18 protein-coding genes and 1 tRNA gene are annotated in these 20189 nt (G+C 74.2%); 5 read left to right on the top strand and 14 right to left on the bottom strand.

Annotation, left to right across the window (positions count from 1 at the left end; translation table 11 throughout):
- Positions 1 to 13: 13 nt before the first annotated feature.
- Positions 14 to 478 (top strand): DUF3817 domain-containing protein, encoded by a 465-nt coding sequence (locus IG69_RS0101815; protein WP_036828659.1) that lies wholly within the window; start codon positions 14 to 16, stop codon positions 476 to 478.
- Between the two features lie 4 nt (positions 479 to 482).
- On the opposite strand, the gene IG69_RS0101810 is transcribed toward IG69_RS0101815, so the two are convergent.
- Positions 483 to 1250 (bottom strand): hypothetical protein, encoded by a 768-nt coding sequence (locus IG69_RS0101810; RefSeq protein WP_157577267.1) that lies wholly within the window; start codon positions 1248 to 1250, stop codon positions 483 to 485.
- On the bottom strand, positions 1247 to 2065 hold the full coding sequence (locus IG69_RS20750) for a hypothetical protein (protein WP_051750026.1): 819 nt from the start codon (positions 2063 to 2065) through the stop codon (positions 1247 to 1249). Before IG69_RS20750 ends, IG69_RS0101810 begins: the two co-directional genes overlap by 4 nt.
- Positions 2066 to 2166: 101 nt before the next feature.
- Between IG69_RS20750 and IG69_RS0101800 the strand changes: the two genes are divergently transcribed.
- Positions 2167 to 2254, top strand: a tRNA-Ser gene (locus IG69_RS0101800).
- Between the two features lie 164 nt (positions 2255 to 2418).
- On the opposite strand, the gene IG69_RS0101795 is transcribed toward IG69_RS0101800, so the two are convergent.
- The 11 genes from IG69_RS0101795 to IG69_RS0101745 all read right to left on the bottom strand — a co-directional run bounded on the left by IG69_RS0101795 (position 2419) and on the right by IG69_RS0101745 (position 15439).
- Positions 2419 to 3504, bottom strand: coding sequence for a hypothetical protein (locus tag IG69_RS0101795; RefSeq protein ID WP_051750023.1), 1086 nt, complete (start codon positions 3502 to 3504; stop codon positions 2419 to 2421).
- A 14-nt stretch (positions 3505 to 3518) separates the two neighbouring features.
- On the bottom strand, positions 3519 to 4451 hold the full coding sequence (locus tag IG69_RS0101790) for a BadF/BadG/BcrA/BcrD ATPase family protein (protein WP_036828656.1): 933 nt from the start codon (positions 4449 to 4451) through the stop codon (positions 3519 to 3521).
- A 13-nt stretch (positions 4452 to 4464) separates the two neighbouring features.
- A complete protein-coding gene (locus IG69_RS0101785) occupies positions 4465 to 5400 on the bottom strand; it encodes a carbohydrate ABC transporter permease (RefSeq protein ID WP_084696521.1) in 936 nt (311 codons plus the stop codon).
- On the bottom strand, positions 5397 to 6296 hold the full coding sequence (locus tag IG69_RS0101780) for a carbohydrate ABC transporter permease (protein ID WP_036828654.1): 900 nt from the start codon (positions 6294 to 6296) through the stop codon (positions 5397 to 5399). The genes IG69_RS0101785 and IG69_RS0101780 overlap by 4 nt, the downstream gene beginning before the upstream one ends.
- A gap of 97 nt (positions 6297 to 6393) precedes the next feature.
- Positions 6394 to 7686, bottom strand: a complete 1293-nt coding sequence (locus IG69_RS0101775; RefSeq protein WP_030526472.1) for an ABC transporter substrate-binding protein — start codon at positions 7684 to 7686, stop codon at positions 6394 to 6396.
- The gene (murQ, locus tag IG69_RS0101770; protein ID WP_084696520.1) at positions 7683 to 8681 is read right to left on the bottom strand and encodes an N-acetylmuramic acid 6-phosphate etherase; all 999 of its coding nucleotides are present in this window, start codon (positions 8679 to 8681) and stop codon (positions 7683 to 7685) included. The genes IG69_RS0101775 and murQ overlap by 4 nt, the downstream gene beginning before the upstream one ends.
- Positions 8682 to 8738: 57 nt before the next feature.
- Positions 8739 to 9614 (bottom strand): MurR/RpiR family transcriptional regulator, encoded by an 876-nt coding sequence (locus IG69_RS0101765; protein ID WP_030526470.1) that lies wholly within the window; start codon positions 9612 to 9614, stop codon positions 8739 to 8741.
- Positions 9615 to 9623: 9 nt separating this feature from the next.
- Positions 9624 to 11348 carry a serine hydrolase domain-containing protein gene (locus IG69_RS0101760; protein WP_030526469.1) on the bottom strand — a complete coding sequence of 575 codons (1725 nt, stop codon included), beginning with the start codon at positions 11346 to 11348 and terminating at the stop codon, positions 9624 to 9626.
- Positions 11345 to 12649 (bottom strand): exo-beta-N-acetylmuramidase NamZ family protein, encoded by a 1305-nt coding sequence (locus IG69_RS0101755; protein ID WP_030526468.1) that lies wholly within the window; start codon positions 12647 to 12649, stop codon positions 11345 to 11347. Before IG69_RS0101755 ends, IG69_RS0101760 begins: the two co-directional genes overlap by 4 nt.
- 32 nt (positions 12650 to 12681) lie before the next feature.
- Positions 12682 to 14499, bottom strand: coding sequence for a glycoside hydrolase family 3 protein (locus IG69_RS0101750; protein WP_030526467.1), 1818 nt, complete (start codon positions 14497 to 14499; stop codon positions 12682 to 12684).
- A 97-nt stretch (positions 14500 to 14596) separates the two neighbouring features.
- Complete coding sequence (locus tag IG69_RS0101745; RefSeq protein WP_030526466.1) at positions 14597 to 15439, bottom strand: helix-turn-helix transcriptional regulator; 843 nt, start codon at positions 15437 to 15439, stop codon at positions 14597 to 14599.
- A 53-nt stretch (positions 15440 to 15492) separates the two neighbouring features.
- On the opposite strand from IG69_RS0101745, the gene IG69_RS0101740 reads away from it, so the two are divergent.
- From IG69_RS0101740 to IG69_RS0101730, 3 genes are all read left to right on the top strand, one after another.
- Positions 15493 to 15864, top strand: a complete 372-nt coding sequence (locus IG69_RS0101740) for a VOC family protein (protein ID WP_030526465.1) — start codon at positions 15493 to 15495, stop codon at positions 15862 to 15864.
- A gap of 217 nt (positions 15865 to 16081) precedes the next feature.
- The gene (locus IG69_RS0101735; protein ID WP_030526464.1) at positions 16082 to 17989 is read left to right on the top strand and encodes a propionyl-CoA synthetase; all 1908 of its coding nucleotides are present in this window, start codon (positions 16082 to 16084) and stop codon (positions 17987 to 17989) included.
- A gap of 104 nt (positions 17990 to 18093) precedes the next feature.
- Complete coding sequence (locus IG69_RS0101730; protein WP_030526463.1) at positions 18094 to 18486, top strand: hypothetical protein; 393 nt, start codon at positions 18094 to 18096, stop codon at positions 18484 to 18486.
- Positions 18487 to 18505: 19 nt separating this feature from the next.
- Here the strand turns inward: IG69_RS0101730 and IG69_RS0101725 are convergent, their stop codons facing one another.
- The gene (locus IG69_RS0101725; protein WP_030526462.1) at positions 18506 to 20155 is read right to left on the bottom strand and encodes a helicase HerA-like domain-containing protein; all 1650 of its coding nucleotides are present in this window, start codon (positions 20153 to 20155) and stop codon (positions 18506 to 18508) included.
- Between the last annotated feature and the right edge of the window lie 34 nt (positions 20156 to 20189).

Raw genomic sequence — 20189 nt, 5'->3', positions numbered from 1 at the left:
ACCCGAGGACGACATGACCCCCGCGACCCTGTACCCCGCGCTCGCCCGCACCGAGGCCGTCACCTGGGGCCTGCTGCTGCTCGGCATGGTGCTCAAGTACGTCACCCGGACGACCGAGCTCGGCGTCGCCGTCTTCGGGCTCGTCCACGGCGTCGTGTTCCTCGCGTACGTGCTCGTCACGGTCGTCGTCGCCCTCGACCAGCGCTGGTCGCGCCGGATGACCGCCCTCGCGCTCGTCGCGGCGCTGCCGCCGTTCGCGACCCTCTGGGTCGAGCGGCGCGTGGAGCGCAGCGGCCGCCTCGCGACGTCGTGGCGGCTCGCCCCCGGTGGCGACCGTCCGGCGCACGTGCTCGAGCGCGTGCTCGCCCGGGCGCTGTCACGGCCGGTCCTCGCCGCGGTGGTCGGCGGGGCGCTCGTGCTCGTGGCGACGGCCGCGCTGCTCGTCGTCGGCCCGCCCGGAGGACGCGCCGGCGCCTGAGCGGCTAGAAGGGCACCCCGGCCCCGAGGAGGCGCCGCACGCCCGCTCCGGCGAGCGCGACCCCCACCGAGAGCACGAACCCGAGGCCGAAGCCCGCCCAGCCGCCGAGCCGGCGCAGACCCTCGGGGTGCTGGCGCCGTCGCGTCACGAGCTCGAGGACGGCGAAGGCCCAGACCCCGAGCGGCACGGCCGCGCCGCACACCCAGAACCAGAACCACCGGGTCCCCCAGCGCGGCGGCGGACCGGCGACGACGAGCCCGAGCACCCCGAGCGCGACGAGCGCCGGGAGGACGCCCCGCACCGGGTCGGGGTCGCCGACCTGCGAGGAGACCCCGCCCGTCCTGGAGCGCACCTCGGCGAGGAGCGCCTCGGGGCCGGGCGTCGCCCGGACGTCGACGAGCCGCAGCGGGCCGACGAGGTCGGTCGTGCGGTAGACCAGGGCGGTGCCGCCGCCGTCCGGTGCGCCGTCGCCGTGGACCGTCCACGTCGTCGAGTCCCAGAGGCGCGACCCGAAGCCGCCGCCGTCCTCCCGGACGTCCTCGACGAGGGTCGCGGCCACGACGCGCCCCTGCGCGAGGTCGAGCTGCAGCCGGTCGACGTCCACGGTCCGGACGGCGCCAGCCCACGCGAGGACCGACCAGGCCGTCGTGGCGACGAGGACGAGCAGCCCGGCGGCGAGGCGCAGCACCTGCGGTGACGGACGTCGCGGGAGCAGCACGCGCCGGGCGAGCTCCGGCACCCCGGGTGACCCGGGGGTGGTCTGCGCGCTCACGGCCGCACGACCCAGAGCCAGTGGGTGGCGTCGGCCAGCGCCGTGAGGAGCCCGGTCACGAGCAGGCCCCCCGCCACCCCGAGCAGCAGCCCGGTCCCTCCGCCCCGGCGTGGGCGCTGCCCTGCCGCGATGGCGGGGCCGGGCCGCAGCAGCTCGAGGACAGCGAAGAAGAGCATCCCGAGGCCGAGGGGGAGGAAGAGCAGCCAGCCCCAGAACCAGCGGGTCCCGCGTGTGGGCCGGGGCCCGACGACGACCGCCACGAGGGTGAACGCGAAGAGCGCCGCGCCCAGGAGCACCGGCACGTCGGTGCTGACCCCCGGTGTCTCGGGTGGCTCGACCCGCCCGGCTGCCGCGGGGATCCCGGCCGTCCGTAGGGCCGTGAGCGCCTCGCCCTCGGTGTCCAGGGTGGTCGAGGGGTCGACGACCCGGGTCGGCGACAGCACCGAGTCGACGGTGTACTGCACCGTGCGCGCTCCCGGGACGGAGGGGCTGTCGGGGTCCGGGGTGCCGTCGAGCCGGGCACCCGGCACGTTGAGCATCGGTTCGCTCGCCCAGGGCAGGTCGCGGTAGGAACCGGTGACGGCGACGACGCGCCAGTCGAGAACCCGCCCGGCCGCGACGTCGTCACGCAGTCGGTCGGGAGTGACCAGGCTCGTCGTGACCATCGCGGTGCTCACGAGGCACGCCGCCCACAGCAGCACGAGGACCGCCCCGTACACCCGGTCGCTGCGGCGGGGCGGGCGCGGTGACCCGTCGTCGGGCGGTGTCCAGGCGCCCCGTGGTGACCGCGTCGCGACCTTCGCCCCCTCGTCCATGCCCGGATGATGGCAGCGCCGCCGCCGGCTGTCGACCGCTCCTGCGGGTGTGCGCAGCCCCGATTTCTGGTGCACCCCTGCCCTCGGGTAGCCTCCTCGGCGGAGGATTCGCATAGTGGCCTAGTGCGCACGATTGGAAATCGTGTTGGGATAAAACCCTCGGGGGTTCAAATCCCCCATCCTCCGCCACCAGGAACCCCCCGGTCGCTCGCGACCGGGGGGTTCCTCGTTGCTCTCCCCCGGTCGAGGTGAAATCCGACCGCCAGAGGGTCTCTTGTCACCTCGACCCGCCGGCGCATCCCCGCGTCGAGGTGAAACCCGACCGCGAGGGGGTCGAGCTCCACCTCGACCGGTCAGGCGAGGGGCAGGCGCTCCGCGACCCCGGTGCGCTCGTCGTGCAGCTCGACGAGGCGCTGCTCGTCCGGCCCCGGCACCGGCCCCGACGCGCTGACCAGGCGGCACACCGCGTACTCGCCGACCGCGGCCTCGTAGGTGTCGACCCAGCGCAGGTACCGGCGCTCCTCGGCGTCGTCGCGGCACGGCCAGGGCACGGTCAGCGCGGCCTGCCCGATGCGGAACGGCTTGGGGGTCAGGCGGGCCCGGTAGCTGGCGTGCGTCGCGCAGAGCTCGACGTACAACGGGTCCGACTCGAGCTCCATCAGCAGCGCCCGGGCCTCGGGCGACTGCGGCGCCAGCCCGGCGCCGGTGACGACGACGCGCAGCCCGGCCGCCGTCCGGTAGACCCGCACCCCGAGCCCGGGATGGCGGCGCCCGAACTCCCACGCGTTCTCGGCGGCCAGGCAGTCGGCCACCGACGGCCCGCCCGGACCGGTGGCGGTGACGACGCGGCCCTCCTCGCCGGGCGGGTCGGGGTAGGCCTCGTACCCCGACGCGCCGGAGGACGACGACGCGCTCCCCGCCGGCCCGGCGACCGGCTCGGGGCCGTCGAGCCCGGCCGCGTCCTCGCCGGAGGGCTCCATCGGGGTGGGGTCCGGGCGGCCGAGCACGAGCCGCCGCAGGAAACCCCCGACCCCGCGGCCCCGGTCGCCCGCCGTCGACTGCGTCGAGCGACGCCGGGCGGCCGGGCGCTCGTCGGCGAGCTCGGGGCAGTCGACGTCGGCGATGAGGAGCAGGTCGGTGCAGAGGACCTCGCAGCCCATCCGGTTGCGGGTGACGACCCCGATGAGCCGGCCGTCGTCGGCGCGGACCTCCTCGAGGACGGGCTCGCGCAGTGGCGTGCGCGGGTAGTAGCCGCGCGTCTCGGGCAGGCGCCCCTCGCGCGCGACCCGCTCGAGGAGCTCGGCGAGCCGCTCGCGGCCCACCCGCTCGGCGTCCGCGTCGGACTCGGCCGACCAGCCCCACACCGTCAGCGGCGCGCCGGACCGCCCGAGGTGGGGGCTGAAGCCCTCGACCCGGACCCAGTGCTGCGGGATCTCCATGGCGCGAGAGTCTGTCAGGCGCCGGCGAGGTGCACGTACTGCGGATGCCGCGGCAGCCCACCGTCCGCGTCGAGCCGCGCGGCGAGGACGAGCGCGCCGTCGAGCGCGCCCCCGGAGGCCGTCTCGACCCGCGCACCGGCGGCGGCCACGACGGCCTCGACCTCGCGCCGCACCGCGGGGGCCGACAGCAGCCCGCCCGTCGCGACGAGCCGCGGCCGCGCGAGCCCGGCGGCGGCGGCGAGCAGCGACTCCCCGAGCGCGTGCCCGGCGGCGACGCAGACCCCGGCGGCGACGACGTCACCCGCGCCGGCGGCCGCGGTCACGAGCGGGGCCACGGAGGCGAGGGCCTCGGGTGCGTCGGCAGCGGTCATGACCCGACGCGGCCATCCCTGGCACGGCCCGAGCAGGTCCTCCGCGGCGGCGAGCAGCCCGGGCGAGCCACCACCCACGCCGTCCCGCGACCGCAGCGCGGCGCGCAGGCCCTCCATCCCCACCCAGGCCGCCGACCCGCGGTCGCCGAGGACGTGGCCCCAGCCGTCGACCCGCGTCCAGTGCGCCGAGAAGTCCGAACCGAAGGCCACGGCCCCGGTCCCGGCCGCGACGACCGCACCGGGCACGACCTCGCCGAGGGCGCCGACGAGGCTCGCGACCGCGTCGCTGACGACGGCCGTCCGCCGGGCGCGCAGGGCGGCCGCGACCGCGCGCAGCACCTCGGCCGGGTCGGCGAGGAAGAGCAGCCCGCGCGTCGACCAGCAGACGGCCTCCGGGGCGTCGACCCCCTCGGCGTCGAGGAGCACCCGGGCGTCGGCGGCCAGCGCGGCGACGTCGAGGCCACCGGCGCCGACCCGCGCCCCGGCGGCCTGCCGCCGCTCCCCGTCGACGCCGTCGCGGCGCACGACGAGCCGCAGCCCGCTCCCCCCGACGTCGACCGCCACGACCGTGCTCACGGCCGTGAGCCGATCACTTGGCCATGCCCGCCGTCAACCCGGCGACGATCTGCTTGGTGGCGACGAGGAAGAGCACGATGAGCGGGATGGTCGTGATGACGAGCCCCGCGAAGACGGCCGCGTAGTTCGTTGCGTTCTCGCCGAAGAACGTCGTGAGGCCGACCGGCAGCGTGTACTTGTCCTGCGTGCGCAGGAGGACGAGGGGGAAGAGGAAGTCGTTCCAGATGGGGACGAACCGGAAGACCGCGACGGTCGCGACCGCCGGGCGCACGAGCGGCACCATGATCCGCCAGAAGGTCTGCCACGCGGTGGCGCCGTCGAGCGTCGCGGCCTCCTCGAGCTCGGCCGGCAGCTGCCGGAAGAACGTCGTGAGCACGAAGATCGAGAACGGGACGCCCGAGGCGCCGTACATCAGCGCGAGCCCCAGCCTGGAGTCGATGAGCCCCGCGCCGTCGAAGAGGTAGAAGATCGGCAGGATCGCGAGGTGGATCGGGAGCATGAGACCCGACAGGAAGAGCGACTCGAGCCACCGGAAGATGCGCGAGCGGCCCCGGGCGAGCGCGTACGCCGCCATCGTCGAGACGGTCGTCGACAGCAGCACCGCGCCGAGCGTCACGAGCAGGCTGTTGCCGAAGTACGTGGCGAAGTTGCCTGCGGTCCAGGCCTCCCGGTACGCGTCGAACGACAGAGGCCAGGGCGCGCCGAGCGGGTCGGAGATGAGGTCGCCGTTGCTGCGGAAGGAGCTGCTGAGCATGAGCAGCAGCGGGACGAGCGCGAACGCGGCGTAGACCCACAGCAGCACGCTCGCCGTGCGGCCGCCGACCGGCTTCTGCCGGCCGCGGGTCCCCCGACGCCCGGACGGGCCCTTCGGGGCGAGGACGCCGTCGGGGGTGCTCGTCACGTCGGTGCGCTCGTCGGCGGCACCGATGCCGGCGGGGACGACGCTCATCCGGTGATTCCCTTCTCGTGGCGGCGCAGGACCGCGGTGGCGCCGAACGCCCCTCCGAAGATGAGGAGGAAGAGCAGCGTCGCGAGGGCCGACGAGGTGCCGATGGCGTCGGTCGAGCCGGAGTCGAACGCGGTGCGGTAGAAGAGGAGCGAGAGGAAGTCGGTCGACCCGGCCGGGTTGCCGGTCGAGCCGCCGAAGGCGTACGGCAGCGCGAACGCCTCCATCGCGAAGATGAACGTCAGGACGCTCACCGTGCCGATGGCCGGGACGAGGAGCGGGAGGACGACCCGGCGGAACGCCTGCCCGTTGGAGGCGCCGTCGACGCGCGCGGCCTCGGTCAGCTCGTCGGGCACGCCGCCGAGCGCCGCCCCGTAGAGCAGCACGGGGAAGCCGATCCACTGCCAGACGCTCACGAGGATGACGACCCACAGCGCGGTGTCGGGGTCGCCGAGCCAGGGCAGGGCCCACGACTCGAGGCCGACCTTGGTCAGCAGCGTGTTGACCGGCCCGAAGGTCGGCGAGAGCAGCAGCGTCCAGAGGTAGCCGATGACGATCGGGCTCACGAGGTAGGGCATCGCGTAGAGCGTCTGGAGCGCGCGACGGGTGCGGGCCCGGCGGTGCAGGAGGAAGGCGACCGTGAGGCCGATCGTGTTCTGCACGAGCATCGTCCCGACGAAGAAGAGGACGTTGTGCCACAGGGCGCGCGGCAGGTCGGTGGTGAAGGGGGCGCGGGTGAACAGCGCCGTGAAGTTCTCGAGGCCGACGAAGCCCTGGCGCGCCGTGCCCGCCCAGCCGTAGAAGGCGTAGGAGAACGAGGTGACCATCGGGTAGAGGACGAAGACCCCGAACAGGGCGAGGGCCGGGGTGACGAAGAGCAGTCCGGTGCGTCGGTTCATGGTCTTCCGGGGTGGAGGTCGGGGTGGGGTGGCCGACCGGCTCGCCCGGCGACCGACGCGGTGCACGCGCCGGTCGCCGGGGCCGGGGTCGGGTGGCTCAGCTCGTCGGCTCGAACCAGGTCATGACGCCCTCGTTGAGCTCGGTGCTCACCGTCTTGGCGTCCTTGCTGCCGAGGAACAGCTCCTGGGTGCCCTTGCCGAGCAGGTCGGTGCCCGAGGGCGAGCCGTACCGGAAGTCGGTGAGCAGCAGGTACGGCGAGCCGTTCGCGTCGAGGTTCGCGGCGACGTCCTTGAGGACCGGGTCGGAGTAGGTGACCCCGGGGACGGCCGAGATCTGCTTGATGTCGTCGGCGACCATCTGGCCGAACTCCGGCGTGGCCATCCACTGGACGAGCTTCGTGGCGGCCTCCTTGCGCGGCGACTTGGCGTTGACGGCGAAGTTGCCGTCGGCCCAGCCCGCGGTCGTCGCCTCCGAGCCGCTCGGGGCGCCCGGCGCCGGGGGCACCTGGAAGACACCGAGGTCCATCTCGGGGTTGGCGGTCTGCAGCGCGGCGAGATCGTAGGAGCCGCCGGGGTACATCGCGGCCTTGCCGGAGGAGAACAACGTCATCGCGTCGGTGACGGCGACACCGGTGACGCTCTTCGGCATGTACTTCTCGAGGTCCTTGAGCACGTCGACCGAGGCGACGAAGTCGGGGTCGGTGAAGTCCTTCTCGCCGGACTGGACCGACTTCTGGAACGCGGCCCCGCCGAAGCGGCTCGCGCCGAGGACCTCGTGGACGATCGGGAGGGTCCAGTCGTCCTTGGCGCCGACGGCGAGCGGGGTGATGCCCTTGCCGAGCAGCGTGTCGTTGACCGACATGAACTGGTCCCAGGTGGTGGGGACCTGGATCCCGTTGTCCGCGAACATCTTCTTGTCATAGAAGAGGACCGTGGCCTGGCGGGCGAGCGGCACCGAGTAGAGCTTGCCGTCCTCCTTGCCCTTGGCGCCGGCGACGATGTTCTCGTCCCACGCCGAGAGGTCGACCGCGTCGTCGAGCGGCACCAGCGAGCCGGAGGCGACGGTCGTCTGGAGGCCACCGTAGGAGCGGACCTGCGGCACGTCCGGGCCGTCGGAGCCGGCGAGGCCGGTCGCGAGGATCTTGTTGTACTCGGTCGCCTTGAACGGCTTGAAGTCGACGGTCACGCCCGGGTTCTTCGCCTCGTAGGCGTCGAAGATCTTCTCGTACGCGGCCTTGTCCTCGACGCGCCAGGACCACACGGTCAGCGTCGTCGAGTCACCGTCGGCGCCACCGTCGCCCGAGGACGACGAGGGCGCGCACGCCGCGAGGGCGAGGAGGCCGGCGCCCACCACGAGGGCGGTGCCGGTCCTGCGGGAACGGAAGGTCATGCGGGGTCTCCTGTCGGGACGTGGGCCGGGGGCCGCGGGGTGCTGCTGTCGGTGATGGCGGACGGGGTGCCCGGGGCGGGCACGGGGCCCGGGACGGGGAGGGCGGCGAGGGCGTGCGCGACCGATCCCTCGGCGGCCGCGAGGGCGCGCCGGGCGGTCGCGGCGTCGACGCCGGCGAGGAGGGCGACGAGGGCGGGCTTCAGCTCGCCGTCGCAGGCCTCGAGGGCGCCGCGGGCCTCGTCGTCGCCCGCCCCCGTGGCCTCGCGCAGGATGCGCACGACGCGCCCCCGCAGCTTCGCGTTCGTCGCGACGACGTCGACCATGAGGTTGGACCACGTGCGCCCGAGCCGGATCATCACGGCGGTCGAGAACGCGTTGAGGACGAGCTTCTGGGCGGTGCCGGCCTTGAGGCGCGTCGAGCCGGTGATGACCTCCGGGCCGGTGTCGACCGCGAGGCAGTGGTCGGCGAGCGGGCCGAGCTCCGGCGACGGGTTCGCGGTGACGAGCGCGGTGACGGCGCCCCGCTCGCGGGCGAGCCGGAGGGCCCCGGCGACGTACGGCGTGCGGCCGGACGCGGTGAGTCCGACAACGACGTCCCCGGCGGCGACGTCGTCGAGGTCGGCGGCGCCCTGGTCGGCGTCGTCCTCGACGTTCTCGACGGCGCGCAGCAGGGCCGCCGGGCCTCCGGCGTGGTGGGCGACGACGAGCCCGGGCGGGGCGTTGAAGGTCGGCAGCAGCTCGGCGGCGTCGAGGACCGCGAGCCGCCCCGAGGTGCCGGCGCCGACGTAGTGCACCGTGCCGCCGGCCCGCACCGCCGCCACGGCGGCGTCGACGAGGGCGGCGAGCTGCGGCAGCACCTCGGCCACCGCGGGCGCGACCCGGGCGTCCTCGGCGTTGAGCAGCCGCAGCACCTCGAGGGTGCCCAGGGCGTCGATGCCGACGGTGCCGGGGTGACGCTCCTCGGTGGGGGCCAGGACGGTCGCCTCGGTGATCACGGCGGCGATGTTACTTTCCTACGCACCCGGCGTCAATGGTGTGAACAAGTTACGTCCTCAGTAGCGGACGTGGTGCCCCGCGACCGCCCGACGGGTCTGCTCGACGGCGTCCTGCGCGCGGGCGAGGTCGTGCTGGGCGACGGCGATGTAGAGGCAGTCGACGACGGTGAGCGCCGCGATCCGGCTGGCCGTCGCGCCCGAGCGCAGGCTCGACTCGCGCGCGGCCGTCGCGAGGACCTGGTCGGCCCCCTCGGCCAGGCGCGACACCGGGAAGTTGGTGACCGCCACGGTCGTGGCACCCCGGCTGCGGGCCAGCTCGAGCGCCTCCACCGTCTCGGTCGTCGTGCCGGAGTGCGAGATCCCGATGGCGACGTCGCCCGGGCCGAGCAGCGTCGCGCTCGTCAGCGCGATGTGGGGGTCGTTCCACGCGAAGACGACCGTGCCGATCCGGTGCAGCTTCTGCTGGAGGTCCATCGCGACGAGCGCACTGGCCCCGATGCCGTAGACGTCGACCCGGCCGGCCCGCGAGATCGCCTCGGCCGTCGCGGCGAGGGCCTCGCGGTCGATGGTCTGCGCGGTCTCCTCGACCGCGCTGGCGTCGGCGTAGGCGACCTTGGCGATGACGTCGTCGACGGTGTCGTCGGCGCTGATGTCGCTCGTCGGCGCCGTCGGGCGTCCACCGGTCGAGGCCTCGGCCAGCGCGAGGCGCAGCTGGGGGTAGCCGCGCAGGCCGAGGCGCTTGCAGAAGCGCAGCACCGTCGTCTCCGACGTCGAGGCGGCCACCGCGAGCTCGCTGATGGTGAGCCCGGCGGCCGCCCGTGGGTCGGCGAGCACCTGCTCCGCGACGCGGTCCTCGGCCGGTGAGAGCGAGGGCCGGACGCCGCGGAGCCGGACGAGGAGGGACGGTGCGCCGTCGGTGGGCTGGGTGGCCATGCGCACAACCTAGGACGCGCGCTGCACGACGCTCCACCCGCGGGGGTCGAACACGCCGGGACGGCGCTCGCCGTCGAGGAGCACCCGGTGACCCGCGGTGGCCCGCACGCCGTCCACGAGCACACCGCGGCCGAGGTAGACGGCGTCGGTCGTCATCCGCCAGCGCAGCAGCAGGTCGCCCTGCGGCAGCTCGGCGCGCGCCTGCATCCAGCGCCGCCCGTGCTCGCCCGAGACGGTCCCGTCGGTCTGCTGCGCCGGCCCGCGGTCGCGCAGCGCGAACGGCAGGGGCGCCCACGTCGCGCCGTCGTCGGACGAGGTCTCGAGGGTGAGGACGTCGGTGTCCTCGGTGTCGACGAAGAGGTCGAAGCCGAGGCGCGCCCCGCCGCGCGGCACGTCGACGGGCGCGGTGAGCGTGGCCGTCGTCGCGTTCGTGCCACCGGCGGCCCAGGCCGTCCGGCCGTGGCGGGGGTCGACGGGCATCGCGAGCGCGAGACCGCGGGCCCACTCCTGCCGGGCGGTGTTGTTGCTCCCCCACTCCCGCGACGGGTGGACGCGGTTGGTCAGGAGGATCGCGAAGGACCGGCTGTCGAAGTCGATGACGATCGAGGTGCCGGTGTAGCCGGTGTGCCCGGCGGTCCGCGGCCCGGAGAGGGCGTCCATGTACCAGCGCTGGTCGAGCTCGAAGCCGAGTCCGTGCGCGTCACCGGGGAAGTCCTCGGTGAAGTTGGTGATGAGCATCTCGACGCTGCGGCGGTCGAGGATGCGGTGGCCCCGGTAGGTGCCGCCGTTGAGCAGCGCCTGGGAGAGCACGGCGAGGTCGTCGGCCGTCGAGAAGACGCCGGCGTGGCCGGCGACGCCGCCGAGGGACCAGGCGTTCTCGTCGTGCACCTCGCCGCGGACCATCCCGCGCGGCGGTGCGGTCTGGTACTCGGTCGCCGCCGTGCGGTCGCGGTCGGTCGGGTTGTAGCCCGTGTCGCGCATCCCGAGCGGGGCGGTGATGCGGTCGTGGACGAACCGGTCGAGGGGCTTGCCCGAGAGGCGCTCGACCATCACGCCGAGGGTGATGAGGTTGAGGTCGCTGTAGAGGTAGGTGGAGCCCGGCGCGTTGGTGGGCGGCTGGTCCATGACGGCCTTGATCCGCGAGGGCACGTCCGGGTACTTCGACCACAGCGGCAGCCACGAGGTGAAGCCCGAGGTGTGGGTCAGGAGCATCCGCACGGTGACGTCCTGCTTGCCGTTGACGCCGAACTCGGGCAGGTAGGTCGCGACGGGCACCTCGAGGTCGACGGTGCCGTCCTCGACGAGCTGGACGGTGGCGATCGAGGTGAAGAGCTTGCTCACCGACGCGAGGTCGAAGACCGTGTCGTCGCGCATCGGCTCCCACTGCTCGCGCGGGAGCTCGGTGGTGGCGTCCTTCCACCGCGAGGCCCACCCGCTCGCGTGGCGCGCGACGACCGCGCCGTCGTGGCCCATGACGCCGACGGCGCCGGCGTACATCGGGTGGCCACCCGCGGCGGGGGCCTCCTCGTGCGACTCGATGAGCCGCTCGGCCTCGGCGATGGGCGCCGGGTCGAGGCCGACGCGCTCGGGGGCGCGGTCGCGCAGGACGGTGTTGGCGGGCATGAACCCCTTCTCGGGTCGGTCGAAGTCGTTGGCGGACACCGGGCCCGCCGTCGCCACGGTGGCGGCGAGCACGCCGGCCACCGCGACGGCGCCCCAGCCGCGGCGGCTCACGCGCGGCCCCCGCGGTAGAGGAGGTACGGCCGGCGCCGGCGCTCGAAGGCGGCGAGCTCGGAGCGCCAGGCGGCGACGACCGCGTCGGCGGAGGCCCCCGCGTCCACCATCTCGCGCAGGCGCGGGGAGCCGGTCAGCTTGTCGACCCAGTAGGGGCGCTGCGGGTCGTAGGAGTCCTTGCGCCAGGCGAACTCGGGGTAGAGCGCCTTCGCCGCGACGAGCATCTCGGCGCCGAGCCGCGGCCCGTCGAGCCGCTCGGGGTCGGTGACGTGCACCTGCACGCCACCGCAGACGACGCCGACGTGCTTGCTCTGGATCGGGTTGAAGTACGCCTCCCGGAAGTCCACGCCCGGGACCCGGCGCGACTCGAGGCGCTCGGCCCAGCGGTGGTCGACGAACGGGGCGCCGACGAGCTCGAACGGCCGGGTCGTGCCGCGGCCCTCGGAGAGGTTGGTGCCCTCGAAGAGGCACGTGCCGGGATAGACCAGCGCGGTGTCGGGAGTCGGCATGTTCGGGCTCGGCATGACCCAGGGCAGGCCGGTGTCGGCGAAGAGGGTGTCGCGGCGCCAGCCGGAGACCTCGACGACCTCGAGCGCGCCGCCGAGCCGCTTCCCCTCGTCGCCCTCGAGGAACTCACCGTCGAAGAAGCGCGCGAGCTCGCCGACGGTCATCCCGTGGACCTGGACGATCTCCTTGGCGCCGACGCCGGTCGTGAACGCGGTCGTCATCATCGGGCCGCGGGCGGTGCCGCCGATCGGGTTGGGCCGGTCGAGGACGACGAACGAGCAGCCGGTGCGGACCGCGGCCCGCATCGCCGTGTACATCGTCCAGATGTAGGTGTAGAAGCGCGCGCCGACGTCCTGGATGTCGAAGACGACGGTGTCGACGCCGGCCTCGCGGACCATCGCCGAGAGCGAGTCGGCCCCGGCGCCGTAGGCGTCGTAGACGGTGACGCCGGTGCGCGGGTCGGTGTGCGTCTCCTCGGCGTCGCCGGCCTGCGCCGTGCCGCGGAAGCCGTGCTCCGGCCCGAAGACGGCGCGCAGGTCGACCCGGCCCGACTCGTGCATCTCGTCGACGACGCTGCGCAGGTTCGCGAGGATGCCGGTCGGGTTGGTGACGACGCCGACCTTCCGGCCGCGCAGGACCGACCAGCGGTCGGCGGCGGCACGGTCGGCGCCGGTGGTGACGCCGCGCCCGTGGCCGGGTCGGCCGGAGGCGTGGGCGGCGGGGGCGCCGACCGCGGTGGCGGCGGCGGTGACGGCGGTGGCCGCGAAGAGGCTGCGGCGGTCCAGGGAGGTCATGGGTCTGCTCCTGATCGAGGGGGCGGGTCGGCTCAGTAGCCGAGGCCGTGGCCGAAGGGATAGAGGACGGTGGAGGGGTCACCGGCGACGGGGACGTCGACCGGCAGCTTCCCCGTGGGGGCGACGGCGCCGGCGATGACGCGGGCCGCTGCCTCGAGCGCCACCGGGCTGTAGCTGTACGTCGCGAGGTAGGTCTCGGCGTCGCCGAGGTAGGCGATGTCGTAGGGGTCGCGGGTGGCGACGACGACGACCGGGACGCCGGTGGCGCGCAGGGCGGCGACGAGCTTCTGCTGCCCCCGGTTCTTGTCGGTGACGGCCGTGTCCCAGGCCTTCATCGTCGTGACGACGACGGCGTCGCGCCCGGCCGCGGCGGCAGCGGCCGCGGCCACCTGGGCGTCGGTCGGCGCGCTGCCGGTGACGAGCACGGTGCTCGTCGCACCCTGCGCGTCGAGGCCGGCAGCGAGGGTGCGGGTGGTCGTCTCGCCGTAGCCGGTGACGAGGAGGTCCTTGCCGCGCACGGCCATCGGGAGGACGCCGTCGTCGTTGCGGACGAGCGTGGTCGTCCGGTTCGTCACCGCTGCCGCGGCCACGAGGTGCTCCGGCGTGCCGACGACGCGGTCGACCCGGCGCGGGTCGGCCCACGGACGCTCGACCACGCCGCGCTCGGCCTTGAGGGTGAGGACGCGACGGACCTTGGCGTCGAGGTCGCGGCGGCTGATCCGGCCGGACTCGACGGCGGCGACGACCGCCTCGAAGGCCTGGGGAAGGGCGGGGCTCATGAGCAGCTGGTCGACGCCCGCCTCGAGCGCTCGCACCGCCACCTCCTCGTCCCCGTACTTGTCGCGCACGCCCTGCATCTCGAGGGAGTCGGTGACGATGACGCCCTCGAAGCCGAGCCGCTCGCGCAGGAGGCCGGTGAGGATCGGCCGGCTGAGCGTCGCGGGGTCGCCGCTGTCGTCCAGGGCCGGGAAGGAGAGGTGCGCGGTCATCACCATGTCGATGCCGGCGGCGATCGCGGCCTCGAACGGCGGCGCGTCGATCTCCTCCCACTGCTGCCGGGTGTGGGTGATGACCGGGAAGGCGACGTGGCTGTCGGTGGCGGTGTCGCCGTGGCCCGGGAAGTGCTTGGCGGCCGACATGACGCCGCCGTCGCGCTGGTAGCCCGTGACCTGCGCGGCCACCATGTCGGCGGCGAGCGACGGGTCGGACGAGAACGAGCGGGTGCCGATGACCGGGTTGAGCGGGTTGACGTTGGTGTCGGCGTCGGGGGCGAAGTTGGTCGTGATGCCCATCGCCCGCAGCTCCTGGCCGGTGATGGCGGCAGCGGTGCGCGCGTCCTTCGTGCTGCGGCCGGCGCCGAGGGCCATCGAGCCAGGGAACTGGGTGGCCGGCGGGCCGATGCGGGTGACGACGCCCTGCTCCTGGTCGACGCCGATGGTCAGCGGCACGCGGGCCTTCGTGCGGCGGGTGAGCGCGGCCTTCTGGAGCCCGTTGCTCAGGGCGGTGATCTGGTCGGGGTCCTTGACGCTGTCGGTCCACGCGAAGTAGATGACGCCGCCGAGCATGTACTTCTGGACGACCTCGGAGGGCTTCGCGACGCCGTAGAGCGGCACGTTGCGCTCGTCGGGCGCGTCGGCGACGCTGCCGTAGACCTGCTGCACGAAGAGCTGGCCAACCTTCTCGCGCAGCGTCATCCGCGCCATCGTCGAGGTGACCCAGCCGTGGTGGTGACCGGGGCGCGGGTGGCCGGGGCGGTGGCCGCCCGCCGAGGCGGCGGGCGCCGCCGCGCCGGCGAGCGCGAGCGCCATCGAGGCGGTGAGGGCGGTGCGGCGGGTGGGCGTCGAGGGCACGGGGAACCTCCGGTGCGTAACTTGTTCACGTCATTGTGGGACGCGGTGAAACTTAGTCACACATCGGGGATCCGGCAACGGGAAGGACGTCCGACGTTCAGGAGCGCCGGCCCCGGTAGCGCCCGGGGGTGACCCCGACGAGCGCCGTGAAGTCGCGCGTGAAGTGCGCCTGGTCGTACCAGCCGTGGCGCACCGCGAGGTCGGTGAGCGTGCCGTCGTAGCCGGCGTCGAGCGCGTCCACGACGTCGTGCATCCGGTAGCGCGCGAGCACCCACTTCGGCCCGGCGCCCACGTAGTGCGCGAAGAGCCGCTGCAGCCGACGGGTGCTGCACCCGTGCCGCTGCGCGACCTCGCCGACGGTGAGCAGCGCCGGGTCCGCGAGCATCGTGCCGACGACCGCGAGCACCTCGTCGTACCGCTCGTCGGGGCCGGGGTCGAGGGCCGCGAGGACCTCCTCGGCCGCCGCCTCCCAGGCGTCGGGGTCGTCGGCGAGCGCGGGGTCGGCGAGGCGGTCGACCAACGGGGCGGGCAGGACGGAGCGGGCGGCGACCGTCCGGTCCGCCCACGCCGCGGCGTCGAGCCCGGTCAGCGCGGTGAGGCCACCGGGCCGGAAGCGCACCCCGAGCACCCGGCCGCGACCGCGCAGCTCGACGTCGAAGCGACGGGTGCTGACGCCCGTCACGACGACGGACTCCCCCGGCGGCACCCCGGGACGCGGGTGGGTGGTGACCTCGACCGTCAGCGAGCAGGTCGGGTGGGGCAGCACCTCGCTGACGTAGGACCGCCCGGGCGGCAGGTCCCAGGCGAGGCGCCAGTGGTTCTCGACCCACGGCGCGACGGCGTCACCCGCCGGTCGCCGCGCGAGCGCGAGGTGACGCGCGAGCTCGTCCGGGCGCAGCACCCCGCCGGTCGTCGCCGTCGCGTTCGTCCTATCCGGCACGGCGCCAGCCTAGGCATGCTGGGCGGCACCGACCCCGACGAGAGGACTCCTCCATGGCCACCGCCGCCCTCAAGATGGTCTCGCTCGACAGCTCCGACGTGCGCCGCGACGTCGCCTTCTGGCACGCGGTGCTCGGCTGGGAGGTCGCGCACGAGCAGGACGAGTACGGGATGCTCACGAGCCCGGACGGTCTCGCGCTGGGCTTCGGCCTCGTCGAGGGGTACGAGGCGCCGGGCTGGCCGAACGAGCACGGCAGCAAGCAGTTCCACTTCGACCTCGCCGTCGACGACCTCGACGCCGCGGCGCAGGAGGTCGTCGGGCTCGGCGGCACCCTGCCCGACGAGCAGCCGGGCGAGACCTGGCGCGTCGTCCTCGACCCGAGCGGGCACCCGTTCTGCCTCACCCGCGCCGAGGCCTGGGGCTGACCGCCGCCCCACCCGCCCCACCTTTTCGGGGTCACCCCGAAATGTCCACGAGACCCCGGCTCCGAACCGGGGTCTCGTGGACGAACCCCTGTGTCGAACAGCGGCGACCCCGCCCGGCGCTGCTCCCCCGCCCGCTCGTCGCCGCGTCCCGGCCGTCCACGGACTGGTGCGTCACGTTCCGTGGACGGCCGCCGCACGACGGGCCGAGGATGACCCCATGAGCAACGGCGCCTACCGAGCGGCCCACGAGCGCTCGATCTCCGACCCCACCGCGTTCTGGAGCGAGGCCGCGCGGGCCGTCGAGTGGAGCACCCCGCCGACGACCGTCCTCGACGACAGCAACCCGCCGTTCTACCGCTGGTTCCGCGGCGGCCGGCTCAACACCTGCTTCAACGCGCTCGACCGGCACGTCCGCGACGGCCGCGGCGACCAGCCCGCCCTCCACTACGACTCCCCCGTCACCGGCACGACCGCCACGTTCACCTACGCCGAGCTCCTCGACCGGGTCGCGCGCTTCGCCGGCGCCCTCGCCTCGCTCGGCGTCGAGAAGGGCGACCGGGTCGTCGTCTACATGCCGATGGTCCCCGAGGCCGTCGTCGCGATGCTCGCCTGCGCCCGCCTCGGCGCGATCCACTCCGTCGTCTTCGGCGGCTTCGCGCCCGCCGAGCTCGCCGCCCGGCTCGAGGACGCGCAGCCCAAGGTCGTCGTCTCGGCCTCGTGCGGCATCGAGCCGAGCCGGGTCGTGGAGTACAAGCCGATGCTCGACGGCGCCCTCGACCGCAGCAGCCACAAGCCCGAGTCGGTCATCGTCCTGCAGCGCGAGCAGGCCCCGGCGCAGGTCGGTGTCCGCGACACCGAGTGGGAGGAGATGACCTGGGACGAGCTCGTGGCCGACGCCGAGCCGGTCGACTGCGTCGACGTCGAGGCCACCGACCCCCTCTACGTCCTCTACACCTCCGGCACGACCGGCCGCCCCAAGGGCATCGTCCGCGACAACGGCGGCCACGCGGTCGCGCTGCGCTGGTCGATGGAGAACGTCTACGACATCGGTCCCGGCGACGTCTGGTTCACCGCGTCCGACGTCGGGTGGGTCGTCGGCCACTCCTACATCGTCTACGCCCCGCTCCTCGCCGGCGCGACCACCGTTCTCTACGAGGGCAAGCCGGTCGGCACCCCGGACGCCGGCGCCTTCTGGCGGGTCGTCTCGCAGTACCGGGCCAAGGCGATGTTCACCGCCCCCACGGCGTACCGGGCCATCAAGCGCGAGGACCCCACCGGCGCGCTGACCAAGGACCACGACCTCTCCTCGCTTCGGTGCGTCTTCCTCGCCGGCGAGCGGCTCGACCCCGACACCTACGAGTGGGCGACCGACGTCCTCGGCGTGCCCGTCGTCGACAACTGGTGGCAGACCGAGACCGGATGGCCCATCGCCGCCAACCTGCGCGGCCTGGACCCGATGCCGATCAAGGCCGGCTCGCCGTCGGTACCCGTTCCCGGGTACGACGTGCAGGTGCTCGACGAGTCGGCCCGGCCGGTGCCCCCGGGCACCGAGGGCGCCATCGCCATCCGGCTGCCCCTGCCGCCCGGCACGCTCCCGACGCTGTGGAACGACGACGAGCGCTACGTCGCCGGGTACCTCTCGGTCTACGACGGCTACTACCTGACCGGCGACGGCGGGATGATCGACGAGGACGGCTACGTCTACGTCATGGGCCGCACCGACGACGTGCTCAACGTCGCGGGTCACCGGCTCTCGACCGGCTCGATCGAGGCGGCGCTCGCCGGCCACCCGGCCGTCGCGGAGTGCGCCGTCATCGGCGTCGCCGACGACTTCAAGGGGCAGGTGCCGCGCGGCCTGGTCGTCCTCAAGGGCGGGGTCGACGCCGAGGCCGACGGCGAGCGCATCCGCCGCGAGCTCGTCCAGCGCGTGCGCGACGAGGTCGGGGCGGTGGCGAGCCTCAAGCAGGTCGACGTCGTCGGCGCCCTGCCCAAGACCCGCTCGGGGAAGATCCTGCGCAAGACGATGCGCGAGATGGCCGACGGCAAGACGCCCACCGTGCCCGGCACCATCGAGGACGCCTCCGTCCTCGACACCCTGGCGCCGGTCCTGCGACCCCGGGGGTGAGGGGCCGAGCGGGCGCGGCACCCCCGGTGTCGCGCCCGCATCCGCTCCGACCCGGCGACGCACCGACCTCGCCACGAGGGCCCCGACCGGGTGACACTGGGACGGTGATCACCGTCGAGCTGGCCCGCGACCTCGTCGAGGCCGGCGTGCTCTGGGAGCCCTCGCCCGGAGACCGCTTCGTCATCGACACCGAGCTGCTGACCGGCGACGTCTTCTGGATCTCCGACCTGACGGTCGAGGTCCACTCCTACGGCGGCCGGTCGCTGCTGGGCTTCAACGGCACGACGGAGTGGGCGCTGGACTCGGTGACGCTCGACCAGGCCCTCTGGCTGCCGCGCGAGGACCAGCTGCGCGGGCTGCTCGGCAACCGGCTCTCGGCGGTGGTGCGCACGACCGAGGGCTGGCGCGTCGAGTACGCGACCGGCCCCGGCGACCTGCACTCCGTCGAGGACGCGGACCTCGAGTGCGCCTACGCGCGGGCGGTCCTCGCGCTCTGACCGCGGGTCCCGGTGCGGCTCACCGCCGTCGGGTGGTCCCGAAGATCGACCTGGTGATCTCGCGGCCCAGCGCCGTGCCGGCCGAGCGCAGCATCGAGCGGAACGCCGAGGACTGGACGACCTGCTCGACCATGCCCGGCTCCTGCGCCCGACGGCGCTCCTCCGCGGCGCGCGCCTTCTCGGCCGCGGCCCGCTCCTTCGCCGCGGCCTGCTCGGCCGCCGCGCGGGCCCTCGCGGCCTCCTGCTCCGCCGCGGCGTCCGCCGTCGCGCGGGCCTCGGCCTCGGTCGCAGCCTGCTGGGCGGCGACGCGCTCCTGCGTGGCCTTGCCGAGCATCTCGGCGGCCGAGTCGCGCTCCTGCGCCTGCGCGTACTGCGCGGTCAGGGGCGAGGCGGCGACCGCGGCGTCGACGACGGCGTCGGGCGAGGGACCCATGAGCGACTCGGGGGCCCGCATCCGCGTCCACGCGACCGGGGTCGGGACGCCCTTCTCGGACAGGACGGTGACGACGGCCTCGCCGGTGCCGAGCGAGGTGAGCAGCTCGGCGAGGTCGTACTCGGTCCTCGGGTAGGTCTTGACCGCCGCCTTGAGCGCGGCCGCGTCGTCCGGGGTGAACGCCCGCAGCGCATGCTGCACCCGGTTGCCGAGCTGCGCGAGGACGTCGGCCGGGACGTCCTTGGGCGACTGGGTGACGAAGAAGACGCCGACGCCCTTGGAGCGGATGAGGCGGACCGTCTGCTGGATGGCGTCGCGGAACTCCTTGGACGCGTCCGAGAAGAGCAGGTGCGCCTCGTCGAAGAAGAAGACGAGCTTCGGCTTGTCGAGGTCGCCGACCTCGGGCAGGTCGTGGAAGAGGTCCGCGAGCAGCCACATGAGGAAGGTCGAGAACAGCTGCGGCCGGTCCTGCACCGCCGGGAGCTCGAGCATCGAGACGAGACCGCGCCCGTCGGGGGCGGTGCGCAGCAGCTGGGCGGTGTCGAGCTCGGGCAGGCCGAAGAACGCGTCGGCGCCCTGGTCCGAGAAGGTGATGAGCTCGCGCAGGATGACGCCGGCCGTCGCCGACGACAGCCCGCCCAGCTCCTTGAGGTCGGCCTTGCCCTCGTCCGAGGTGAGGTGCTGCACGACCGCGCGCAGGTCGGCGATCGTGTCGAGGAAGAGCCCCCGCTTGTCGGCGTAGTGGAAGACCAGCCCGAGGCTCGACTCCTGGGTCGCGTTGAGCCCCAGCACCTTCGCGAGCAGCGTCGGTCCGAAGGTCGACACCGCGGCGCGCACCGGGATGCCCTTGCCCTGGCCGCCGAGGGCGAAGAACTCGACCGGGTAGGCGGTCGGGGTCCACGGCAGGCCGACCTCCTGCGAGCGGGACGAGATGCGCTCGTTGGCCTCGCCGGCGCTCGCCATCCCGGAGAGGTCGCCCTTGACGTCGGCGAGGAACACCGGCACGCCCTGGGCGGCGAGCTGCTCGGCCATCAGCTGGAGCGTCTTGGTCTTGCCGGTCCCGGTGGCGCCGGCGACGAGGCCGTGGCGGTTCATCGCCGAGAGCGGGATGCGGACGACCGCGTCCGGGTGGGCGGCGCCGTCGACGACCGCTGCGCCGAGCTCGAGGGACGGCCCCTCGACGGTGTAGCCGGCCCGGATCGCGTCGAGGAGGGTGGACTCGCTGCTGTCACTCACCCGCGCCAATGTAGTGCGCGCCGGGGTTTCGCGG

The organism is Phycicoccus jejuensis (assembly GCF_000720925.1).
GTDB lineage: Bacteria > Actinomycetota > Actinomycetes > Actinomycetales > Dermatophilaceae > Phycicoccus > Phycicoccus jejuensis.
This window is presented reverse-complemented; position numbering and strand designations above follow the sequence as displayed.